Origin of the sequence: Microvirga sp. TS319 (assembly GCF_041276405.1) — a bacterium.
GTDB lineage: Bacteria > Pseudomonadota > Alphaproteobacteria > Rhizobiales > Beijerinckiaceae > Microvirga.
The window spans coordinates 3,178,578-3,198,797 of the sequence record NZ_JBGGGT010000002.1; the positions used below are offsets into that span (position 1 = coordinate 3,178,578).

Annotated in this window: 16 protein-coding genes; 10 read left to right on the forward strand and 6 right to left on the reverse strand. The window is 66.0% G+C overall.

The window, feature by feature from the left end; all coding sequences use genetic code 11:
- Position 1: 1 nt before the first annotated feature.
- Positions 2-1,528, forward strand: a complete 1,527-nt coding sequence (gene murJ / locus AB8841_RS24490) for a murein biosynthesis integral membrane protein MurJ (protein ID WP_370438367.1) — start codon at positions 2-4, stop codon at positions 1,526-1,528.
- Here the strand turns inward: murJ and AB8841_RS24495 are convergent.
- Together AB8841_RS24495 and AB8841_RS24500 are read right to left on the reverse strand one after the other, a co-directional pair.
- The gene (locus AB8841_RS24495; protein WP_370438368.1) at positions 1,494-2,303 is read right to left on the reverse strand and encodes a DUF1194 domain-containing protein; all 810 of its coding nucleotides are present in this window, start codon (positions 2,301-2,303) and stop codon (positions 1,494-1,496) included. The genes murJ and AB8841_RS24495 overlap by 35 nt on opposite strands.
- 159 nt (positions 2,304-2,462) lie before the next feature.
- A complete protein-coding gene (locus tag AB8841_RS24500) occupies positions 2,463-3,347 on the reverse strand; it encodes a branched-chain amino acid aminotransferase (protein ID WP_370438369.1) in 885 nt (294 codons plus the stop codon).
- 168 nt (positions 3,348-3,515) lie between these two features.
- Here AB8841_RS24500 and AB8841_RS24505 point away from each other — a divergent pair, with 168 nt between their 5' ends.
- Positions 3,516-4,190, forward strand: coding sequence for a haloacid dehalogenase type II (locus AB8841_RS24505; RefSeq protein WP_370438370.1), 675 nt, complete (start codon positions 3,516-3,518; stop codon positions 4,188-4,190).
- Positions 4,191-4,383: 193 nt separating this feature from the next.
- Here the strand turns inward: AB8841_RS24505 and AB8841_RS24510 are convergent, their stop codons facing one another.
- Both AB8841_RS24510 and AB8841_RS24515 read right to left on the reverse strand, forming a co-directional pair.
- Positions 4,384-5,766 (reverse strand): dipeptidase, encoded by a 1,383-nt coding sequence (locus AB8841_RS24510; RefSeq protein ID WP_370438371.1) that lies wholly within the window; start codon positions 5,764-5,766, stop codon positions 4,384-4,386.
- 213 nt (positions 5,767-5,979) lie between these two features.
- Positions 5,980-7,518: a helicase HerA-like domain-containing protein gene (locus AB8841_RS24515; RefSeq protein ID WP_370438372.1), complete on the reverse strand. Its 1,539-nt coding sequence runs from the start codon at positions 7,516-7,518 to the stop codon at positions 5,980-5,982.
- A 135-nt stretch (positions 7,519-7,653) separates the two neighbouring features.
- Here AB8841_RS24515 and AB8841_RS24520 point away from each other — a divergent pair, with 135 nt between their 5' ends.
- The 6 genes from AB8841_RS24520 to AB8841_RS24545 all read left to right on the forward strand — a co-directional run bounded on the left by AB8841_RS24520 (position 7,654) and on the right by AB8841_RS24545 (position 15,327).
- On the forward strand, positions 7,654-8,034 hold the full coding sequence (locus AB8841_RS24520; RefSeq protein ID WP_370438373.1) for a DUF2267 domain-containing protein: 381 nt from the start codon (positions 7,654-7,656) through the stop codon (positions 8,032-8,034).
- 379 nt (positions 8,035-8,413) lie between these two features.
- Positions 8,414-10,273, forward strand: coding sequence for a methylmalonyl-CoA mutase family protein (locus tag AB8841_RS24525; protein WP_370438374.1), 1,860 nt, complete (start codon positions 8,414-8,416; stop codon positions 10,271-10,273).
- 45 nt (positions 10,274-10,318) lie between these two features.
- Complete coding sequence (locus AB8841_RS24530; RefSeq protein WP_370438375.1) at positions 10,319-10,705, forward strand: hypothetical protein; 387 nt, start codon at positions 10,319-10,321, stop codon at positions 10,703-10,705.
- A gap of 126 nt (positions 10,706-10,831) precedes the next feature.
- Positions 10,832-11,200 carry a hypothetical protein gene (locus AB8841_RS24535; RefSeq protein WP_370438376.1) on the forward strand — a complete coding sequence of 123 codons (369 nt, stop codon included), beginning with the start codon at positions 10,832-10,834 and terminating at the stop codon, positions 11,198-11,200.
- Positions 11,201-11,548: 348 nt separating this feature from the next.
- On the forward strand, positions 11,549-13,723 hold the full coding sequence (scpA, locus tag AB8841_RS24540; protein ID WP_370438377.1) for a methylmalonyl-CoA mutase: 2,175 nt from the start codon (positions 11,549-11,551) through the stop codon (positions 13,721-13,723).
- 236 nt (positions 13,724-13,959) lie between these two features.
- On the forward strand, positions 13,960-15,327 hold the full coding sequence (locus AB8841_RS24545) for a M10 family metallopeptidase C-terminal domain-containing protein (protein ID WP_370438378.1): 1,368 nt from the start codon (positions 13,960-13,962) through the stop codon (positions 15,325-15,327).
- A gap of 29 nt (positions 15,328-15,356) precedes the next feature.
- Here the strand turns inward: AB8841_RS24545 and AB8841_RS24550 are convergent, their stop codons facing one another.
- Complete coding sequence (locus AB8841_RS24550; protein WP_370438379.1) at positions 15,357-16,946, reverse strand: adenylate/guanylate cyclase domain-containing protein; 1,590 nt, start codon at positions 16,944-16,946, stop codon at positions 15,357-15,359.
- Positions 16,947-17,063: 117 nt separating this feature from the next.
- On the reverse strand, positions 17,064-18,029 hold the full coding sequence (locus AB8841_RS24555; RefSeq protein ID WP_370438380.1) for an alpha/beta hydrolase: 966 nt from the start codon (positions 18,027-18,029) through the stop codon (positions 17,064-17,066).
- A 189-nt stretch (positions 18,030-18,218) separates the two neighbouring features.
- On the opposite strand from AB8841_RS24555, the gene AB8841_RS24560 reads away from it, so the two are divergent.
- Both AB8841_RS24560 and meaB read left to right on the forward strand, forming a co-directional pair.
- Entirely contained in the window at positions 18,219-18,974 is a 756-nt protein-coding gene (locus tag AB8841_RS24560) for a DUF3750 domain-containing protein (protein WP_370438381.1), read from the forward strand.
- Between the two features lie 222 nt (positions 18,975-19,196).
- Positions 19,197-20,183 (forward strand): methylmalonyl Co-A mutase-associated GTPase MeaB, encoded by a 987-nt coding sequence (gene meaB, locus AB8841_RS24565; protein WP_370438382.1) that lies wholly within the window; start codon positions 19,197-19,199, stop codon positions 20,181-20,183.
- The last annotated feature ends 37 nt before the right edge of the window (positions 20,184-20,220 follow it).

The following is a 20,220-nucleotide window of genomic DNA, read 5'->3' on the forward strand; positions in this document are numbered from 1 at the left end:
GATGTTCAAGAAGATCCTCTCCGTCGGCGGATGGACGCTCGTGTCGCGCCTTACAGGCTTCATCCGCGACGTGGTGATCGCCGCCGTGATGGGCGTAGGGCCCGTGGCCGACGCATTCTTCGTGGCCTTCCGCATTCCGAACCATTTCCGCGCCATCTTCGGCGAAGGCGCGTTCAACAACGCCTTCCTGCCCGCCTACGCCCAGGTGCTCGAAACCGGGGGAGAGAAGGCAGCGAAATCCTTCGCCGGCCGCATCGTGACCCTGATGCTCATCGTGCAGATCGGGCTGCTCGTCGCGGCCTTTCTGGCCATGCCGGGCGTCGTGCGGCTTCTCGCGCCGGGCTTCTCGGAGGACCCCGCGAAGTTCGATCTGGCCGTCTCGCTCACGCGGATCACGTTTCCCTATCTCCTGCTGATCACCATCGTGACGATCTACTCGGCGATCCTGAACGCCCACGACCGATTCTGGGCCGCCGCGGCTGCGCCCGTTCTCCTGAACGTCGCGATGATCGCGGCGCTCGCGGTCGTGTTCCTGTTCCCGAACGCGGGCTATGCCGCCGCCTGGGGCGTGACGGTCTCGGGGGCGCTGCAGCTCGTCCTCGTCTGGTGGGAGACGAAGCGCGCCCTCGCCTCGCCCGGGATCGAGCGCCCGCGCATGGACCGGCCGATGAAGACCTTCTTCAAGGCGCTCGGCCCCGCCGTGATCGGGTCGGCGGGCGTGCAGCTCGCAATCTTCGCGGACACGATCATCGCCTCGTTCCTGCCCACGGGCGCGGTGTCCTCGCTCTACTACGCGGATCGCCTCTACCAGCTCCCCCTCGGCGTCATCGGCATCGCGGCCGGGACCGTGCTGCTGCCGGAGATGAGCCGGCGCATCGCCTCGGGCGACGAAGCCGGCGCGTATGCGGCGCAGAACCGCACGATCGGCCTGACGCTCGCCCTGGCCGCGCCCTTCCTGGTGGCGTTCCTGCTGATGCCTGACCTCATCATGTCCGCCCTCTTTCAGCGCGGCGCCTTCGATGCCGAGGCGGCACGGCGCTCGGGCGCGGTGCTGGCGGCCTACGGCCTGGGGCTTCCGGCCGCGGTCCTCATCCGGTCGGCCGTTTCGAGCTTCTATGCCCGCTCCGACACCGCGACGCCCCTCATCGCCTCGCTCACGGCGGTGGGCGTCAACGTCGTCGTGAAAATCCTGCTCATGGACACCTACGGCGTGGTCGGCCTCGCCCTCGGCACGGCCATCGGCGTGTGGGTCAACCTCGCCCTGCTCTTCGCGCTCGCCTATCGGCGCGGATGGACAGCCCCCAACCGCTCCCTCGGCGGGACATGCCTCGCCATCGTCGCGGCGAGCGTGCTCCTGGCCATCTTCACCTGGTTCGCGCCTGCGCCCCTCGAGGGCTGGACCGCCCTGCTCCCGGTCTGGCGGAACGAAATCCTGCTCGGGGCGCTCGGCCTTGCGGGCGCGCTGATCTATGGCGGCGTACTGCTGGCGGGCCTCAAGGCGATGGGCGTGAGGCTCGCGCGGCGCTGATCCCCGCGTGGCGTGTTCGCGCATCGTGCGAAAGAGTGGTCCCGGTTTTTCGCGAGAACGATGCGCTCCTCGAGGAGGGAGCATCGGTCCCCGCGATCTCGGTCAGGAGCTTGCGCCGGGCCGCCGCTGCAAAAGGCTGCGTCTCGTCCGCGATCTCCACGAAGCTCCCCGGCCCCCCGATGACGTTTCGGGCGTAATAATCCTCCAGCGGCTGGCCGCCGGGCCCGCCGGGCCGCCCGCTACCGGGGCGGCGGATCGCGAGCGCGTTGATGGTGAAGCCTTTCGAGAGCGCCTCCGCACGGGCGTATTCCAGGGACCTGCCGTTCATGTTCGGACCGTCGCCCGACACGTCGATTACCCTGCGCGTGCCCTCGTGGGCGTTCTGCTCCACGAGGCGGACGGAGAAGTCGATGGCGTTCGAGATGGAGTTGTAGCCGGTGGCTCCGCGCGGCGCGCTCATGAGCTTGTCGGCGAAGACCCTGGCGCTCGCCTCGTCCCTGATCACGTGCCAGTCGGCGATCAGTACCTGCGAGCTCGGCCCGCCCCATTCCATGAAGGCGACTGCGATCGCCCCGAGAGGCCCATCCCTGATGCCCGCGAGCACGTCCGGGTTCGTGAGAGCGTCGGCCCAGCCCTTCCGCTGCAGGCGCAGCTCGTCGTCGTCAATGGAGCCTGAGCCATCGGCAGCGAAGACGAGTTCGAGATCGACGGGCTCGGCGAAGGCCGGCGCCGTCAGGAGGCCGAGGGCGAAAAGGCTGGTCAGAATGGGACGCATCGGAGGCTCCGGCAGGACGCGGATGCCGGAGCCATTTAGGGCGGATGTCGGGCGCGGGCTGCAGTCTGCAGTTCACAACTTCGTTGTGGCTGCGGGAACGGCACCGGAGCCCGCAATCATCCCCACGAAGGCGGAAGACGGCGGAGGACGGAGCGACGTTCAAGCAGCCTTGGTTGCGGGCTGTGAATGGGCATAGGCCCAGTAGAGTTCGCGCGCGCGGCGATAGAACGGGCCGGGCTGGAGATCGCGGCTGTCGATGCGCAGCACCGGCATCACCTTGGAATAATTGCCCGAGGTGAAGACCTCGTCGGCCGTGGCGAAATCCTCGTAGCGCAGCGCGCCCTCGACGACCGTTACGCCGTCGTCGCGCAGGAGCTGGATCACGCGCTGACGGGTAATGCCGTTGAGGAAGGTGCCATTCGGGAACGGCGTATGGACCACGCCATCCTTCGCCATGAAGATATTGGTCGTGCCGGTCTCGGCCACGTTGCCGAGCGCGTCGAGAACCAGAGCGTTGTCGAAACCCTTCTCCTTCGCTTCGCGGATCACGCGGGCATTGTTCGGATAGAGGGCGCCCGCCTTGGAATCGGTGGGCATGGATTCCAGGGTCGGGCGGCGGAAGCTCGACTTCATCACCGACATGCCGCCTGGCACCGGCATGGGGGCCTCGAAGAGCGAGAGGCAGAACTGGGTCGATTCCGGATCGGGCGCGATGGTGGCCAGGCCCTCGGCCTCGCCCCAGTACATGGGCTTTACGTAAAGCGCCGTGCCGGGGGCGAATTTCTTCACGCCCTCGCGCACCAGCTCGACGATCGCCTGCGGGTCCATGGTGGGTTTCAGACCGATGGTGGTCGCCGAACGGTTCACGCGGGCGCAATGCAGGTCGATATCGGGCATGACACCCTCGAACACGCGCGCGCCGTCGAACACCGAGGAACCGAGCCAGGATACGTGGGACCGGGGTCCGATCAGGGGCGGGTTGCCCTCATGCCATGCGCCGTTGAACCAGTTCCAGGTCTGCGAATACCAAGCCACTGTCCTCATCCTTTTGGGTCAGAATACTTTTGGGTCAGAATACCTGCCCTATCGAATCCCTTTGCGTCACCCCCGTCAATCGTCTGAGGAGCTTGGACAGGATAAAGTCTTGTGATGAAATGCATGAGTGGGGATGATCAGTCCTGATCGGCCTCCCCTGGTTCGAGGACCCGGAGTATGTCGCTGCCCCTCATTCCGCCTGGGAGCAAAGCCGTCGTCTTCGACGCCTATGGGACTTTGTTCGACGTGCATTCTGCGGTCGCGCGCCATGCGGGGCAGATCGGCCCGGAGGGGACGCGATTGTCCGAGATCTGGCGCGCCAAGCAGCTCGAATATTCCTGGGTGCTGTCCCTGGCCGGGCGTTACCGGACGTTCTGGGCGCTCACCGAACAGGCCCTCGATTACGCCTTCGCCCGCTGCCCGACGGCGGATTACTCGGTCCGCCCTCTCCTGCTCGACGCCTACCGCACCCTCGACGCCTATCCCGAGGTGCGCGCGGCCCTCGACGGCTTGCGGTCACGGGGCCTTCGCACGGCCATCCTGTCGAACGGCGACCCTGGGATGCTCGGCTCCGCGGTGGCCTCGGCCGATCTTGCTGCCTATCTCGACGCGGTGCTCTCGGTGGATGGCGCAAAAGTGTTCAAGACGAGCCCGGATGCCTATCAGATGGCGATCGAGGCCTTGTCTCTCAACGAAGACGAGATCGTCTTCGTCTCCTCGAACCGGTGGGACGTTGCGGGCGCGGCGGCCTTCGGCTTCACGGCGATCTGGGTGAACCGGCTCGGGCTGCCCGACGAGTACGAGGACCTCGCGCCGCACGCCGTCATCGACGCTCTGGACGGGCTCCTGTGAGGATTGTCGGCCGCCCGCCTCCTTCCCGTCATGGCCTGTTCGTCACGGCCATCCAAGTCTTCCTTGCCAAGTCTTCCTTGCCAAGTCTTCCCTGACTCAACGGTTCGAAGACGTGGATGCCCGGCACAAGGCCGGGCAGGACGACATGGGAAAGACCACCGGCGCGACGCGGGGATAAGCCTGCCGGGTGAACTTAACGTGCCAGGGCCGCGAGGATGCGGGCCCAGGAGCGCGTGCCCTTGTGGAAGCTCTGGAGGTCGTATTTCTCGTTCGGCGAATGGATGCGGTCGTCGTCGAGGCCGAAGCCCACGAAGAGCGTATCGAGGCCCAGGATGCGCTTGAAGTCGCCGCCGACCGGGATCGACCCTCCCATGCCGATGACGATCGGCTCCCGGCTCCACTCGTCATGCAGCGCGGCCTTCGCGACGGTGAGCGCCGGAAAATCGTGCGGCAGCGCGAGCGCGCGCGAGCCCTTGTGCCTGATGAACTCCACCGAGCAATCGGCGGGGATGCGCTCCCGCACGAAGGCCTGGAAATTCTCGGAGATCTTCGCGGGATCCTGATCGCCCACGAGGCGGAACGAGATTTTGGCCCGCGCCTCCGCCGCGATCACGGTCTTGGTGCCCTCGCCCGTATAGCCGCCGATGATGCCGTTCACGTCGCAGGTGGGGCGCGACTGAATCTGCTCGATGAGCATGCGGCCCTTCTCGCCGGCCGAATGCTTCAGACCGATCTGGCCGAGGAACTCCTCCTCCGTCAGGTTCAGGCCCTTCCATTGCTCCAGAACCTGCGTCGGCGTCTCGGGAACGCCGTCGTAGAAGCCCGGGATCGTGATGCGGCCGTTCTCGTCGTGAATGGCCGCGATGATCTTGGACAGCACGTGGATCGGGTTGCGCGCCGCGCCGCCGAACGTGCCCGAATGGAGGTCGCGGTCCGCGCAGCGCACGATCACTTCCTCGTACACCATGCCACGCAAGGACGACGTGATGGCGGGCGTATCCCGGTCCCACATGCCCGTGTCGCAGACGAGCGCCACGTCGGTCTTCAGCTCGTCCTTGTTGGCCTCGATGAACTCGGGAAGAAACTTGGAGCCGTCCTCCTCCGCGCCTTCCACCAGGAAGGTGATGTTGATGGGCAGCGAGCCGGTCACCGCCTTCCAGGCGCGGCAGGCCTCGACGAAGGTCATGACCTGGCCCTTGTCGTCGGAGGAGCCGCGGGCGCTGATCGCCTTGCGCCCGTCGGGCAGCGTGACGATGCGGGGTTCGAAGGGCGGCTCGTCCCATAGCTCCAGCGGATCGACCGGCTGCACGTCGTAATGGCCGTAGAAGAGCACATGCGGCTTCGCCTCGCCCTTGGCATGAGCCACGACGGCAGGATGCCCGCCCGTCTCGCGCAAGGAGGCCTCGATGCCGATGGTCTTCAATTCGTCGGCGAGCCACTGACCGGCGATGCGGCAATGGTCCTTGTAGGCCGGATCGGTGGAGATCGAGGGCACTTTGAGCCACTGGAACAGGCGCTCCAGGGAGGCGTCGAAATCGGAATCGATCTTGGAAAGCACTTGGTCGAGCTGGGACATGGCGGTCCTTTGGGTTGGAAGAATCTGTCCGGTTGCGCCGCAAGGTGCGCCGAAGATGGACAGCCTGCAAGGGGCAAGGGGCAAGGGGCAGAGGTGGGCATGCATTCCCCTCACGTATCGCCCTACAGGCGAGCGGGCGCCGCCGCGCTCTTTCCTGAAACCTCGGCGGATATTGATCCCCGCCAGCGGGGGATGAGAGGAAGGAACCGTGCGCTACCGCCTCAGCAGCCCGCCCAGCGTGCCCCGCACGATGGCGCGGCCGATGGAGCCACCCTGGCGGCCGCCGATCGATTTGCCGATCTCCGCCGCGATGGTGCCCATCGTCTGGTTGACGACGGTGCGCGTCACCTCGCGCGTGACCCGCTGGCCGACCGTGAGGCTTCCCTTGCGCTGCCCCGAGGTTCCGAAGAGGCCTCCGAGCATGTCGAAGATACCGCCTCCGCCCTCGGCCGCCTTGGCGTCGGCGGCCGCCTTCTCGGCGCGCTTGGCGAGCATCTCGTAGGCCGATTCCGGGTCGATGGGCTGGTCGTATTTCCCCTTCAGCGGGCTGGCCGCGATGATCTGCTGGCGCTCGGCCTGATCGATCGGCCCGACCTGGGCCATGGGAGGCGCGATCAAGGTGCGCTCCACCATGGAGGGCGCGCCCTTGCCTTCGAGCATGCTGACCAGGGCCTCGCCGACGCCGAGCTCCATGATCGCCTTTTCGGTGTCGAAGGCGGGATTCTGCCGGAAGGTCTGGGCCGCGACGCGTACCGCCTTTTGCTCCCTGGGCGTATAGGCCCGCAGGGCGTGCTGCACCCGGTTGCCGAGCTGCGCGAGCACTGTCTCCGGCACATCGACCGGATTCTGCGTGATGAAATAGACGCCCACGCCCTTGGACCGGATGAGGCGCACGACGCGCTCCACGGTCTCGAGCAGCGCCTTCGGCGCATCGCTGAACAGAAGATGCGCCTCGTCGAAGAAGAACACGAGCTTGGGCTGATCGAGATCGCCCATCTCCGGCAGCTCCTCGAAGAGTTCCGACATGAGCCACAGCAGGAACGTCGCATAGAGGCGCGGATTGCTCATGAGCTTGTCGGCCGCCAGAATGTTCACGATGCCACGCCCGTCGCGGTCCGTGCGCATGAGGTCCTTGATGTCGAGCGCCGGCTCGCCGAGGAACTCGTCCCCGCGCTGGTTCTCGAGCACCAGCAGCTGACGCAGGATCGTGCCGATGGTGGCCTTCGACACGTTGCCGTAGGTCGTGGTGAGCTCGCTCGCATTGTCGGAGATGAGCTGCAGCAGCGCGCGCAGGTCCTTCAGGTCGAGCAGCAGCAGGCCCTGCTCGTCCGCGACCCGGAAGGCGATGTTGAGCACCCCTTCCTGGGTATCGTTGAGATCGAGCAGGCGCGAGAGAAGCAGCGGGCCCATCTCGGAGATCGTAGCCCTGACGCGGTGACCCTGCTCGCCGAAGATGTCCCAGAACACGACCGGGAACTTGTCCGGCTTGTATTCGATCCCGATATCCTGCGCCCGCTTGACGAGAGGCGCCTTGCCGTTGCCGCGAGCCGCCATGCCGGAGAGATCGCCCTTGATGTCGGCCGCGAAGACGGGGACACCGGCGCTGGAGAATCCTTCCGCCAGTACCTGCAGCGAAACGGTCTTGCCGGTGCCCGTGGCGCCCGTGATCAGTCCGTGGCGGTTGGCGAGCGCCAAATCCAGGTATTCCGGCTTGGTGCTTTTGCCGATGAAGATCTTGCCGTCCGCGAGCATGCTGTCTCTCCCGATTCCATCCAAGGATCTTAGAAGTCCTGTCGCTAGTTTCCACTCCGGGACTTTTCGATTGGGGTTTCCCACATAGATAGTTTAGAACTAAACCATTACGTCGGAGCAGCACAGGAGAATCGCATGGACGAGCTCATCGAACGCATCACGCAGAAAACAGGCCTCGATCAAGCCACGACTCGCAAAGCCATCGGCCTCATCCTCGGCTATCTGCAGAAGGAAGGGCCCCAGAATGAGGTCAACCAGCTGATCGCCGCTCTCCCGGGCGCGCAGGACGCCATCGACGAGGCCAATTCCGGCGGCGGGGGCGGCATGATGGGCATGATCGGCTCCCTGGGCGGCGGCGTCATGGCGCTCGGCGGCCAACTCATGGGCATCGGCGTCTCCATGGGCCAGATGCAGCCGCTTGGAAAGGAACTCTTCGCCTATGGCCGGGAGAAGGCCGGTGAGGACACGATGGGCACGATCATGGGCTCCATCCCGGGCCTGTCGCAATTCGTTTGAGGTCAGCCGAAGCGCTTATGTCCTAGCGCATCGTGCGAAAAAGTGGATTCGGTTTTTCGCTTAAACGATGCGCTTTTTCCAAGAAGGGAGCATCGGATTCGATCCCAAAAGTGGAGTCCACTTTTCACGTCCGATGCTCTTGCCCTTTTTCGTTATGGCCGCGCTTGTCGCGGCCATCCACGTCCTGGAGCCGCAGTGCCAAAAGACGTGGATCCCCGGGACGAACCCAGGGATAACGAGGGTGCAATCCGGACGGAACGTTGCGGACATGCGCGTGACCGCTCTTTTCTTCCACGCCCTTTAGGGCATTCCCACATCCCGTCCGAGCCACTATCTTCCGGCGCAACCCACGCTGTGCCCTATCCGGACGGGGATCCCCATGGACGATGTGTCTTTTGCCGCTGATTTTCCTGCCGCCACCCGCGAGCAGTGGCTTGCGCGGGTCGAGGCCGTGCTGAAGGGGGCCGATTTCGCCCAGACGCTGGTCGCGCGCAGCCAGGATGGGCTTGCGATCGAGCCGCTCTATCCCAAGGCCGAGGGCGCGGCCGGGATCGCGCGCGCCGAGGCCGGGCGCTGGCGGGTGGCGCAGCGGATGGACCATCCCGAGCCCGCCACGGCCCGCGATCTCGCCCTCGCCGATCTCGACGGCGGCGCGGACGCGCTGACCCTGGTCACCCGCCACGCCCCGGCCGCGCGCGGCTTCGGCGTCGCGGCCGCCACGCCCGCAGCCCTCGACCAGGCGCTCGCCGAGATCCGGCTCGACCTGATCCATCTGCGCCTCGATGCCGGCGGCCACGGCCGGGTCATGGCCGAGCGCCTCGTCGCGCTGGCCGAACAGCGCGGGCACAGGCTCGCCGAGCTCTCGCTCGATCTCGGCCTCGATCCGCTCGGTGCGATGGCCGCGCTGGGACACCTCTCCGCGCCCTGGGACGCGGTGGCGGCCCGCATGGGCGCGGTGCTCGCGGATCTGAGCGCAAAAGGCTTTGCCGGCCGGGCCTTCCTGGCCGACGGGCGCGCCTACCACGAGGCGGGCGCGAGCGAGGCGCAGGAGCTGGCGGCGGTGCTGGCGACCGCGCTGACCTATCTGCGCGCGCTTGAGGCGCAGGGCCATTCCCTCGATGCCGCGCGCCAGAGCCTGGCCTTCCTGCTGGTGGCGGATGCCGACGAGTTCCTGACGGTCGCGAAGTTCCGGGCGCTGCGCCGGCTCTGGGCCCGGATCGAGCAGGCCTGCGGCCTGGCGCCGCGCCCGCTGCGCCTGCACGCGGAGACCGCCTGGCGCATGACCACGCGGCGCGATCCGTGGGTGAACCTGCTGCGCGCCACGCTCGCCACCTTCGCGGCCGGGATCGGCGGCGCGGATGCGATCACGGTGCTGCCGTTCACGGCGGCGCTGGGCCTGCCCGATGCGTTGGCGCGCCGGCTGGCGCGCAACACCCAGCTGATCCTGCTCGAGGAAGCCCAGCTCTGGCGCGTGGCCGATCCGGCCGCCGGCGCCGGCGGCTTCGAGGCGCTCACCGAGGGCTTGTGCGAGCGCGCCTGGGGCCTGTTGCAGGCGCTCGAGCGCGAGGGCGGCCTGGTCGCGAGCCTGCAGCAGGGCGCGCTGCAGGGCCGGATCGCGGCGGTGCGCGCCCGGCGCGAGCGGGCGGTTGCGACCGGCCAGGAGCCGATCACCGGCACGAGCGCGTTCCCGAACCTGCACGAGGCGCCGGTGGCGGTGCTGCGGCCGGCCGTTCCTGCGCCGCCGCCGCAGCCCGGCCCGGCCGCCGTGACGGTGACGCCGCTGCCGTCGCGGCGCACGGCTGAAGGCTTCGAGCGCCTGCGCGACTGGGCGGACGCGCATCTGGCCCGGACGGGCGCGCGCCCGAGGGTGTTTCTGGCCAATCTCGGGCCGGTCTCCGCGTTCACGGCCCGGGCGAGCTTTGCCAAGAACGTCTTCGAGGCCGGCGGCATCGAAGCCCTGATGAATGATGGATTTTCCGATCCAGCCGAGCTTCGCCAAGCCTATATCGACAGTAAAGCAAAGCTTTCATGTATCTGTTCGTCCGATGACATTTATGTGGCGCATGCAGAAGAGGCAGCGAAGACCTTGCGGGACGCAGGATCTTCGGTTATCTACATGGCCGGTCGCGCGGGCGAACGCGAAGAACAGCTGACTCGCGCCGGCATCACCACTTTTATCTATACCGGGTGCGACACCCTTAAGCTTCTGAGCGAGGCCCTCGAGAAGGCCTGCGCCTGAGCTTATGGCGTCTTCCCGGCTGCGACACCGGGAGGACCACGGTTCATGAACTTCATCAAGACGATGGCGCTGGGCTTAAGCCTCGGTCTCATCATCGGCGGCGCCGTCGCGGCTCCCAAGACCATGCATGACGGAACTTGGCAGGTGCAGCTGGTGACGGATTCAGGGATCTGCGGCACCAACACCTATGCCATTACCGTCGAGCGGGGGAATGTCCGCTACCAGGGCGCTCCAGGAGCCGCTCCGGCCGTGATCAACGGGCAGATCGGCTCCAACGGCGCGATCAATCTCGACATCCGCAGCAGCGCCGCCCAGGGCCAGGCCTCGGGAAGCCTGTCGAGCCAGTCCGGCTCCGGCGTCTGGAAGGTCGACAGCTATGGCTGCTCGGGCCGCTGGAGCGCGCAAAAGCGTTCCAGCTTCGCGCAGAGCTGAGCCGAATTTGCAGCCTGAGGCCGCCGTATCCGTCCGATGCGGCGGCTTTTTCATGCCGTCTCGCCCCAGGAACCCCTCCCTCAACCTCACGTTATCCAGGCCTGTCTTGGCAGCATGGAGTTCTCGATGCGGACGATGGTTTGGCTCGGCGTGACGGTCTTGGCGGTTTCCTCTCTCGCGCCCGAGGCCCACGCGCAGACGAAGAAATTCGACGGCACCTGGAGCGTGGAGGTCGTGACCGAACAGGGGGCTTGCGACCGCGCCTATCGCTATCCGGTGATCGTGCAGAACGGCCGCGCGCGCTACGGCGGACAGGAACGCTTCGACGTGAACGGCCAGGTCCGCCCGAACGGCTCCGTCTCCGCCAGCATCGCGCACGGCCAGGACCGCGCCCATGTCACAGGGCAGCTCTCGGACGGCTGGGGCCGGGGCACCTGGACGACGTCCGGCGGGCGGGTCTGCTCCGGCACCTGGAACGCAGAGAGGCGCGGCTGAACGTCGGAGCCATTTTCGGCGAAGTGGATTCGGTTCGCCGTCCAAAAATGCGGCTACGCCAAACAAGAGCGCTGCTTCCACGACAAGGGGGCGCGGCACTCGACCTTGCGCCGATGGCCTCCCGGGAGCGGATGTCCTAGAGCATCGGACGCGGGAAGTGGAATCCACTTTTGGGGTTCCATCCGATGCTCCCTTCTTTAGATGCTCCCTTCTTTAGATGAGCGCATCGTTCGGCGCGGACCCAGCGGGCCGCGTCAGCGAAAACCGGATCCACTTTTCCGCACGATGCGCTAGAATACCGGAAGACCACGACTTCTCCCTTTCGATGAGGGCATTCGCTTCAGGGCCATGACACGGATACCGGATTTTTCGCAGCTTGGCTGGGCGGGTGGTTTGCAGGTCTCGCCCGCTGGGCCGGCCGCGCCTGAGGGTGCGGCGTGGCTGACGCCGGAGGGCATCGCCGTGAAGGGCTCGTACGGCCCGGCCGACCGGGCCGGGATCGACTTTCTCGACACCTTTCCGGGGCTGGCCCCGTATCTGCGCGGGCCCTACCCGACCATGTACGTCACCCAGCCCTGGACCGTGCGCCAGTATGCCGGCTTCTCCACCGCCGAGGCCTCCAACGCCTTCTACCGCCGCAACCTCGCGGCCGGCCAGAAGGGCCTCTCGGTCGCCTTCGACCTTGCCACCCATCGCGGCTACGATTCCGACCATCCCCGCGTCGCCGGCGATGTCGGCATGGCCGGCGTCGCCATCGACGCGCTCGACGACATGCGCACCCTGTTCGCCGGCATCCCGCTCGACCGCATGAGCGTCTCGATGACCATGAACGGCGCCGTGCTGCCGATCCTGGCGCTCTTCATCGTGGCGGCCGAAGAGCAGGGCGTGCCGGCCGAACAGCTCGCCGGCACGATCCAGAACGACATCCTCAAAGAGTTCATGGTGCGCAACACCTACATCTACCCGCCGCAAGGCTCGATGCGCATCATCTCCGACATCTTCGCCTACACCGCGGCCCATATGCCGAAGTTCAACTCGATCTCGATCTCCGGCTACCACATGCAGGAGGCCGGCGCGACCCAGGACCTCGAGCTCGCCTACACGCTCGCCGACGGCGTCGAATACATCCGCGCCGGCCTCGCCGCCGGGCTTGCCATCGACCAGTTCGCGCCGCGGCTGTCGTTCTTCTGGGCGATCGGCATGAACTTCTTCATGGAGGTCGCCAAGTTGCGCGCCGCGCGCCTGCTCTGGGCCAAGCTCGTCAACGGCTTTAATCCGCAATCCGAGAAGTCGCTTCCTCTGCGCACCCACAGCCAGACCTCGGGCTGGTCGCTGACCGCCCAGGACGTGTTCAACAACGTGGTGCGCACCTGTGTCGAGGCGATGGCGGCGACGCAAGGCCATACGCAGTCGCTGCACACCAACGCGCTCGACGAGGCGCTCGCACTGCCGACCGACTTCTCGGCCCGGATCGCCCGCAACACGCAGCTGTTTCTGGCCCAGGAAAGCGGCACCACCCGGATCATCGACCCGTGGGGCGGCTCCTATTACGTCGAGCGCCTGACCAGGGAACTCGCCGCCACGGCCTGGCGCCATATCCAGGAGGTGGAGGCGCTCGGCGGCATGGCGAAGGCGATCGAGGCGGGCATCCCCAAGCTGAAGATCGAGGAGGCCGCCGCCCGCACGCAGGCGCGCATCGATTCCGGCCACCAGAAGATCATTGGCGTGAACGCCTTCCGTCCCACGGACGAGGCTTCCATCGACATCCTGAAGGTCGACAACGCGGCCGTGCGCGCGCAGCAGATCGAGAAGCTGAAAAAGCTGCGCGCCGAGCGCAACCAGACGGAGGTGGATGCAGCCCTCGACGCTCTCTCCAAGGGCGCATCGACGGGTCAGGGTAACCTGCTCGACTTAGCGGTCAAAGCCGCACGGGCGAAAGCAACGGTGGGCGAGATCTCGGCCGCGCTCGAGCGGGTCTGGGGCCGCCACCGGGCCGAGATCCGGGCGATTGCCGGCGTCTACAAGCGGGAGGTCGGGACCGCCTCGCCGGCGGTGGAGACGGTGCGCCGGCGGGTGGCGGCATTCGAGCACGCCGACGGCCGCCGGCCGCGCATTCTGGTCGCCAAGATGGGCCAGGACGGGCACGACCGCGGCCAGAAGGTGATCGCCTCGGCGTTTGCCGATCTCGGCTTCGACGTCGACATCGGGCCGCTGTTTGCAACCCCGGCGGAGGCCGCGCGCCAGGCGGTCGAGAACGACGTGCACATCGTCGGGGTGTCGTCGCTGGCGGCCGGGCACCTGACCCTGGTGCCGGAGCTGCGGCGGGAGCTGGCGCAGTTCGGGCGCGAGGACATCATGATCGTGGTCGGCGGCGTGATCCCGCCGCAGGATTTCGCGGCGCTCTACCAAGCCGGCGCCGCGGCGATCTTCCCGCCCGGCACGGTGATCGCGGACGCCGCCGTCACCCTCATCGACGACCTCAACCGCCGCCTCGGATACGGCCCCAATCACGCCGCGGAATAGCCCGGTTCGCCTGGGAGGCGAACGAGGGCGCCGCGCCAGAGCATCGAACGCAGAAGTGGGCACCGGTTTTGCGTGAAAAGATGCTCAACAGCATAGACCTGCAGCATCGGACGTGAAATCGAACCCACATCCGATGCTGTAACTGTACCCGCCGCCGTTCGCCATGTGCGCTCACGCACGACGAAACTTGCGCGATATGATTAACACGTTATCACGTGTCATCAAAAGAGCGCATCATGAGCAGAATCAAGCAGATCACGAAGACCGGCAATGCCTTCATCGACGGTGTCCTGGCCGCCGGCGGCGTCTGGGACATGTCCTCGGGGCCGGTCAAGATCAAGATCGGGACGGCCAACGGCGCCAACGGCGACGGCGGCTGGTTCAAGGCGGTCGAGGTCAAAGGCCGCGAGGTCATGGACTGGGATGCGCTCGCGAGGAACGGAACCGATACGCAACCCTGGACGGCGGGCGACGAGCGGTCCCTGATGCAGGCTGCCCACACGCTCGAGGCGTTCTGCGGGGTGAAGTTCCAGTTCACGAATGTTTTCGAAGAGGCCGACGCGGTCTGGTGGAGGGTCTTGGGCGGCCAGTTCGTGGACCACAACATCAGCGGCCAGTTCATCCATGAAACGCCGGTGGAGCCCATCGCAGGCGTTCAGCAGTCCTGGGGATACCTCGTGAACCTCCACGACGGTTTCCAGAATTACACGCCGGGCGGCGTGGGCTTCCAGACCATCCTTGGCCTCGCCGCGCAAGCCGTCGGCCTGAACTGGGCCCACCAGGAAGGGCTGCCGGGGGCGTTCGACAGATCGCCCTACACGTTGATGAGCGTCAACAACCTGCCCACCGATCACTCCTTCTTCGGCAACTACGGCTTCCTCAAGACCCCGAGCGCGATCGACACGGCGGCCCTCCAGGAAATCTACGGCCGCAACATGCAGACCGCGACCGGCAACAATGTCTACTCGCTGCCGACTGTCAACGTCCAGGGTACAGGCTGGACGACGATCTGGGATGCGGGCGGGATCGATACGATCTCGGGGGCGAAATCGACGGTCCCGGTCAGCATCAACCTGAACGAAGCGTCCCTGAAGGCCGGAGACCCCAATGCCGCCGGCTATTTCTCGCGGCAGATCAACGTCTATGGCGGTTTCACCATCGCCAAGGGGGCCGTCATCGAGAACGCCATCGGCGGAAGCAGCAACGATCTCATCGTCGGCAACGGCGCCGCCAACGTGATCAACGGCGCTCGCGGCAACGACACCTTGAAGGGCCTCGGCGGGAACGACGTCTTCCTCTTCAAATCGACGCCGAACAGCAGGACCAACTGCGACAAGATCCTCGATTACAACGTGGCGAACGACACCATCCAGTTGTCGCGGACATACTTCAGCAAGATCGCGACCAAGAGCGGAACCTTGAATGGCGGCGAGTTCTTCAAGGGAAAGGCGGCGCACGACAGGAATGACCATATCGTCTACGACCCTGGCACAGGCGCTCTCTATTACGATCCCGACGGCACCGGATCGGTCTCCGCCATCAAGTTCGCGACGATCGGTAAGAACCTGAAGATGAGCGCGGCGGAGTTCGTGATCGTCGCCTGATCGGGAGACGGGCAGCGGAGGACGGCGCCTCAACCCGCCTTCGCTGCCGGCACCGATCTTTCCAGCGCCGCCAGCGCTTCCGAGAGGCGCCGCCTGGCGCGCTCGACCTCATTGTGCTTGAGGGCATCGAGATCGAGAAACAGGTCGAGGCCGGTCACATGCTCGATGATGACCTGCTGCCTTTGCGCGAGTTCGCCCAGGAGGCCCTCCACGGCATAAGGCACGACCTCGCGCTTGATGCCTTTCATGACGATGGGCTCGAGGGGCCTCGCCCGCACCATATCGCGCACGAGGGCGTAGGTCTCGTAGCTCAGGCAGATGCCTCCCGGCTCGGCGATGGCCTGGAGGCGCGCAGCGAGATTCGCCTCCGCGCCGATGATCGTATAGGCCATGCGGTCGTCGCTTCCGAAATTGCCGACATTGCAGAAGCCCGTGTTGATGCCCATGCGCACATACATGGGCAGGTCGATCCCGCGCTTGCGCCAGACGGCGTTCAGGTGATCCATGTGCTGCTGCATGTCGACGGCCATGCGCAGGCACGCCCTCGCGTCCTCCTCGACGCCTTTCGTGTCCGGATCGCCGAAGAAGATCAGGATGGCGTCGCCGAAGAACTTGTCGATGGTCGCTCCATGCCGGAGAGCGATCTCGGACATTTCGGTGAAGTAGTCGTTCAGGAGCTCCGTCAGGTCCTCCGGCTGCAGCCGCTCCGAGATGGCGGTGAAATCCTTGATGTCGGAAAAGAAGATCGTGAGCTTCTTGCGTTCGGTCGCGATCGCCACGTCCTTCTGCCCGCTGAAGATGCTCTTGTAGACCTGGGGCGACAGGTATTTCGCGAGCTTCATCGAGATGCCGGCAAGGAAGTCATTCGCCTCGGCGAGCTCCTGGTTCATGCCGCGGATCAGCTTTTCCTGCCGGCGCTGCAGGAGGATGCAGGCGAGCCCCGCCATCGAGGCGAGCGAAAGATAGGCAAGGGAATATTTGAACGAGAAAATGTTCGAGAGAATCGGCTGGTTGACGGAGATCTCCTGAATGCCGCGCACGTCCCCGACCTTCCAATCCGTCTTGGGGCTGTCGGGGTGCGTGTTGTGGCAGCCGACGCAGACCGGTCCCATGACCACGGGAGCGGCGGTTCTCACGTTCTCGTCGAACAGCGAGCCCGACACCTCGACGATCGGCTGGTCGGGATCGGCCCTCAAACGGGCAAGGGCATTGCGCTCGAAATCGTCCAGCGGATGCGCCTCCCGGCCCTTGAATGGCATGTCGGACACGAAGTGGTACTTCACCGATCCGTCATGGGCGCTGATGCGCTTGCCGAGTTCGATGGAGAGCGTGGCCGGAATGGGGATCGCGCCGGGCACCTCGTTGTAATTGTGAGTGACCGTCACCGGACCGGGCGCCTGAAGCACCCGCGCCACCACATCGCTGCCGTAGAAGCTGCGCATGTCGTCGATGACGCGGCTCGTTTCCCGCGCCTGCATCCGCAGGAGATTTTCCGACAGGATCCGCAGGTCGAGCCAGACGGCGATGGGCAATCCCAGCACGCCTAGGATCACTGTCACAACCAGCAGCATCCCCATGGCGCGCTGCTGATAGGAAGCCCGTTCACCCAGTCCAGGCATCGGCGGCCTCACTGTCGAACTTCTGGTCAGGGAAGCCGATCATTCGCCTTTGCCGCCGGGCTTGCAACTCTTAATTTCAATACGCGGCTGCCCTGGTCGAGCTGAACAGAATCCGCTCTACCGCGCCCGCTCGATCGCCCGCTTGATCACCTGCTGGACCTCCTGATTCGACAGGAAGAGATCGTGATTGATGATGCCGCTGCCGAACTCCGAGGCGTCGGCGACACGCACGCCCAGGGCTTCGAGGCGATCGCGGTCGGCCGCTCCCGCGCGGACGATGCCGCCGGCGAGGCGGCTCGACACGGCGAGTGCGCGATCGTTGGTGGAGCTGATCACGGTGATCTTCTTCGCATCCGGCCCCAGTCGCTCGAGTCCGCGCGCGAACAGGTCGATATCGATATCGGGTGCGGCCAGCACGATGGCGCCGATGCGCTCCATGACGCTCTCGCCGCCATCTGCGCGCAGCATGCGCAGCGCCTCCAGGGTCAGCAGCGTGCCCATACTGTGCGCGACGATGTGAATGCGCCCGCCGCTCGGCGTCTTGGCGATGGCCGCCAGGACATCCTCCAGGGCGTCGCGCGACCACATGGCGCTCTCACGGTCGGCCACATAGCTGAAGGTCGAAGCGGCGGAAGGCCAGGTGAACAGCCCCGTGGCCCCTGAAAACTTGATGCCTTCCGACAGGTCGATCGTGGAGGCGGCCGCCGTCTCGAAGCTCTCACGGTAACCGTGGATATAGAGCAGCAGGTCGCGCCCGAATGCGGCCTGCGCGAAGGCTTGCGCCGCATGGGAGCGCTCGACGGAATCGACCTTCGTGATGGCCCATCCCGAACTGCCGATGAAGGATCCCGACGGCGGGCTCAGGCGCGCCTGCGCGTAAATGAGGTCGGGAGCGCGGTCACTGCTGAACCAGGGCTTCTTCGGCGGATCGCCTACGGGCAGGCGCGTGGTGGCGACCAAAAGCGTGGGGTCCTTTTCCAGGCCCGGGCGCGGCGCGGTCAGGGGGCTCGTCAGGACATTGTCGTCGCCGATGCACCCGGAGAGCGTCACGGCGGCAAGGCAGACGATGGCGAGGCGGGACATGGAGAGCTGCATGAGGCCGGAAAATCAAACCGAGAGGAGGGTCGCTGCTGTGTTGCCGCCGATCATGGCATGCGCAAGGCAGAGCCAGTCGATGCCCCCATTCCGCACCATCTATGGTAAACCATTGGTGAACGCCGCGGAACGCTCGGTACCTTGAAGATGCTCGTCTTCCATCGTTACTGTGGGGTCATGAGAGCCCTCGCCCGTCTTCTCCTCCTCATTGTCGGCCTTTTCCTCCTGCCGCTCGGCGCCCATGCCTTGTGGTGGGTCATGCGCGAAGATGTCGCGCCGAACGGGCGGGCCGCCGACTGGTCGAGCGCGAAGCTGCTGCCGCAGCCTTCCGCGGCCCCGCAGGCGATCGTGGCGGTCTATGCGGCGCGGGTGGGTCGCTGGCGCGGGATCTTCGCCCATCACACCTGGATCGTGGTGAAGGAGGCAGGCGCCAACCAATACACCCGCTACGACAAGGTCGGCTGGGGCAGTCCCGTTCGCACGAACGGCTGGGCGCCGGACGGGCGCTGGTTCGGCAATGCCCCGCATCCGGTCGGCGTGATCGAGGGAGAGGCCGCCGAACGCCTGATTCCGCTGATCCGCAAGGCCGTCGCAAGCTATCCTTATGCCTCCTACGGGGCCTACAGCGCCTGGCCGGGCCCTAACTCGAACACCTTCGTGGCCCACGTGCTGCGCAACGTGCCGGAGCTCGACGCCGCCCTGCCGCCGACGGCGCTCGGCAAGGACTGGAGACCGCTCCAGGACATCGTCGGTCTCACGCCGAGCCGCACCGGCATCCAGATCTCGCTGGCCGGCTATGCGGGCCTGGCGCTCGGCTGGGTCGAGGGCGTCGAGATCGATTTCATGGGGCTCGTCGCCGGAATCGACATCCGCCGCCCCGCCCTCAAGATCCCCGCCTGGGGACGGATCGGGATGGATCCGATCACGTGGTGAAAGCAGCCCGCGAATCTGCCGGAACTGTTTTCCCTAGAGCATCGGACGTGAAAAGTGGAATCCACTTTTGGGATCGAATCCGATGCTCACTCCTAGAAGAGCGCATCGTTCCTGCGAAAAACCGGGTCCACTTTTTCGCACGATGCTCCTCCTATAGAACAGCGCATCGTTCTTGCGAAAAACCGGGTCCACTTTTTCGCACGATGCGCTAAGCCTTATCCCATGACCGGGGGTTCTCACCGAAAGACGGATGTGACGGCCGACGCCGTGGCGCGGGGCGACCGCGCCGCGCTGGCGCGCGCCATCACGCTCATGGAATCGCGTCGTCCCGACCACCGGGAAGCCGCGCGTGCCCTGCTCCAGGAGCTGATGCCGCGCACCGGCAAGGCCGTCCGCATCGGCATCACGGGCGTTCCCGGAGTCGGCAAGTCCACCACCATCGACAGTCTCGGCAGCATGCTGACGGAGAAGGGCCACAAGGTCGCGGTGCTGGCCGTCGATCCCAGCTCGACCCGCACGGGCGGCGCGATCCTGGGCGACAAGACCCGAATGGCGCGGCTCGCGATCGATCCGAACGCCTTCATCCGTCCCTCCCCGTCCTCCGGGACGCTCGGCGGCGTCGCGGCCAAGACCCGGGAGACGATGCTGCTGTGCGAGGCCGCCGGATTCGACGTGATCCTGGTGGAGACGGTGGGCGTGGGCCAGTCGGAAACCGCCGTGGCGGACCTGACGGATTTCTTCCTTGTCCTCATGCTCCCCGGCGCAGGCGACGAGTTGCAGGGAATCAAGAAGGGCATTCTGGAGCTTGCGGACCTGATCGCCGTCAACAAGGCTGACGACGCGGGGGTCAAGGCCAAAGCGGCCGCCGCCGAATACAAGGCCGCCCTTCATATCCTGGCCCCGGCCTCCTCCGTCTGGACGCCCCCCGTCCTGACGATATCGGGGCTGACCGGCCAGGGCCTCGACGAGATCTGGGCCAAGGTGCTCGACCACCGCAGGCGCCTTGAGGCCACCGGCGAACTCGCCGCCAGGAGGCGCGGCCAGGACACGAAATGGATGTGGGCCTTGGTCCATGAACGTCTGCACGAACGCCTCACGCAGGATCCGGCGCTGAAACAGCGCGTGCCGGATATCGAGAGGGCCATCGGCGAGGGCGCGTTGTCCCCCAATGCGGGCGCAAGCGAGATCGTGAGGCTTTTGGGGCTTTAGAGCATCGGATTCGATCCCAAAAGTGGATTCCACTTTT

Bases quoted from the DNA above. Each gene is read 5' to 3' on its own strand.
- AB8841_RS24550 (WP_370438379.1), bottom strand. From the start codon at position 16,946: ATGCCTGGACTGGGTGAACGGGCTTCCTATCAGCAGCGCGCCATGGGG.
- AB8841_RS24530 (WP_370438375.1), top strand. From the start codon at position 10,319: ATGAACTTCATCAAGACGATGGCGCTGGGCTTAAGCCTCGGTCTCATC.
- meaB (WP_370438382.1), top strand. From the start codon at position 19,197: ATGACCGGGGGTTCTCACCGAAAGACGGATGTGACGGCCGACGCCGTG.
- AB8841_RS24495 (WP_370438368.1), bottom strand. From the start codon at position 2,303: ATGCGTCCCATTCTGACCAGCCTTTTCGCCCTCGGCCTCCTGACGGCG.
- AB8841_RS24515 (WP_370438372.1), bottom strand. From the start codon at position 7,518: ATGCTCGCGGACGGCAAGATCTTCATCGGCAAAAGCACCAAGCCGGAA.
- AB8841_RS24510 (WP_370438371.1), bottom strand. From the start codon at position 5,766: ATGTCCCAGCTCGACCAAGTGCTTTCCAAGATCGATTCCGATTTCGAC.
- AB8841_RS24545 (WP_370438378.1), top strand. From the start codon at position 13,960: ATGAGCAGAATCAAGCAGATCACGAAGACCGGCAATGCCTTCATCGAC.
- AB8841_RS24535 (WP_370438376.1), top strand. From the start codon at position 10,832: ATGCGGACGATGGTTTGGCTCGGCGTGACGGTCTTGGCGGTTTCCTCT.
- AB8841_RS24500 (WP_370438369.1), bottom strand. From the start codon at position 3,347: ATGAGGACAGTGGCTTGGTATTCGCAGACCTGGAACTGGTTCAACGGC.
- AB8841_RS24505 (WP_370438370.1), top strand. From the start codon at position 3,516: ATGTCGCTGCCCCTCATTCCGCCTGGGAGCAAAGCCGTCGTCTTCGAC.
- scpA (WP_370438377.1), top strand. From the start codon at position 11,549: ATGACACGGATACCGGATTTTTCGCAGCTTGGCTGGGCGGGTGGTTTG.
- AB8841_RS24555 (WP_370438380.1), bottom strand. From the start codon at position 18,029: ATGTCCCGCCTCGCCATCGTCTGCCTTGCCGCCGTGACGCTCTCCGGG.
- AB8841_RS24560 (WP_370438381.1), top strand. From the start codon at position 18,219: ATGAGAGCCCTCGCCCGTCTTCTCCTCCTCATTGTCGGCCTTTTCCTC.
- murJ (WP_370438367.1), top strand. From the start codon at position 2: ATGTTCAAGAAGATCCTCTCCGTCGGCGGATGGACGCTCGTGTCGCGC.
- AB8841_RS24520 (WP_370438373.1), top strand. From the start codon at position 7,654: ATGGACGAGCTCATCGAACGCATCACGCAGAAAACAGGCCTCGATCAA.
- AB8841_RS24525 (WP_370438374.1), top strand. From the start codon at position 8,414: ATGGACGATGTGTCTTTTGCCGCTGATTTTCCTGCCGCCACCCGCGAG.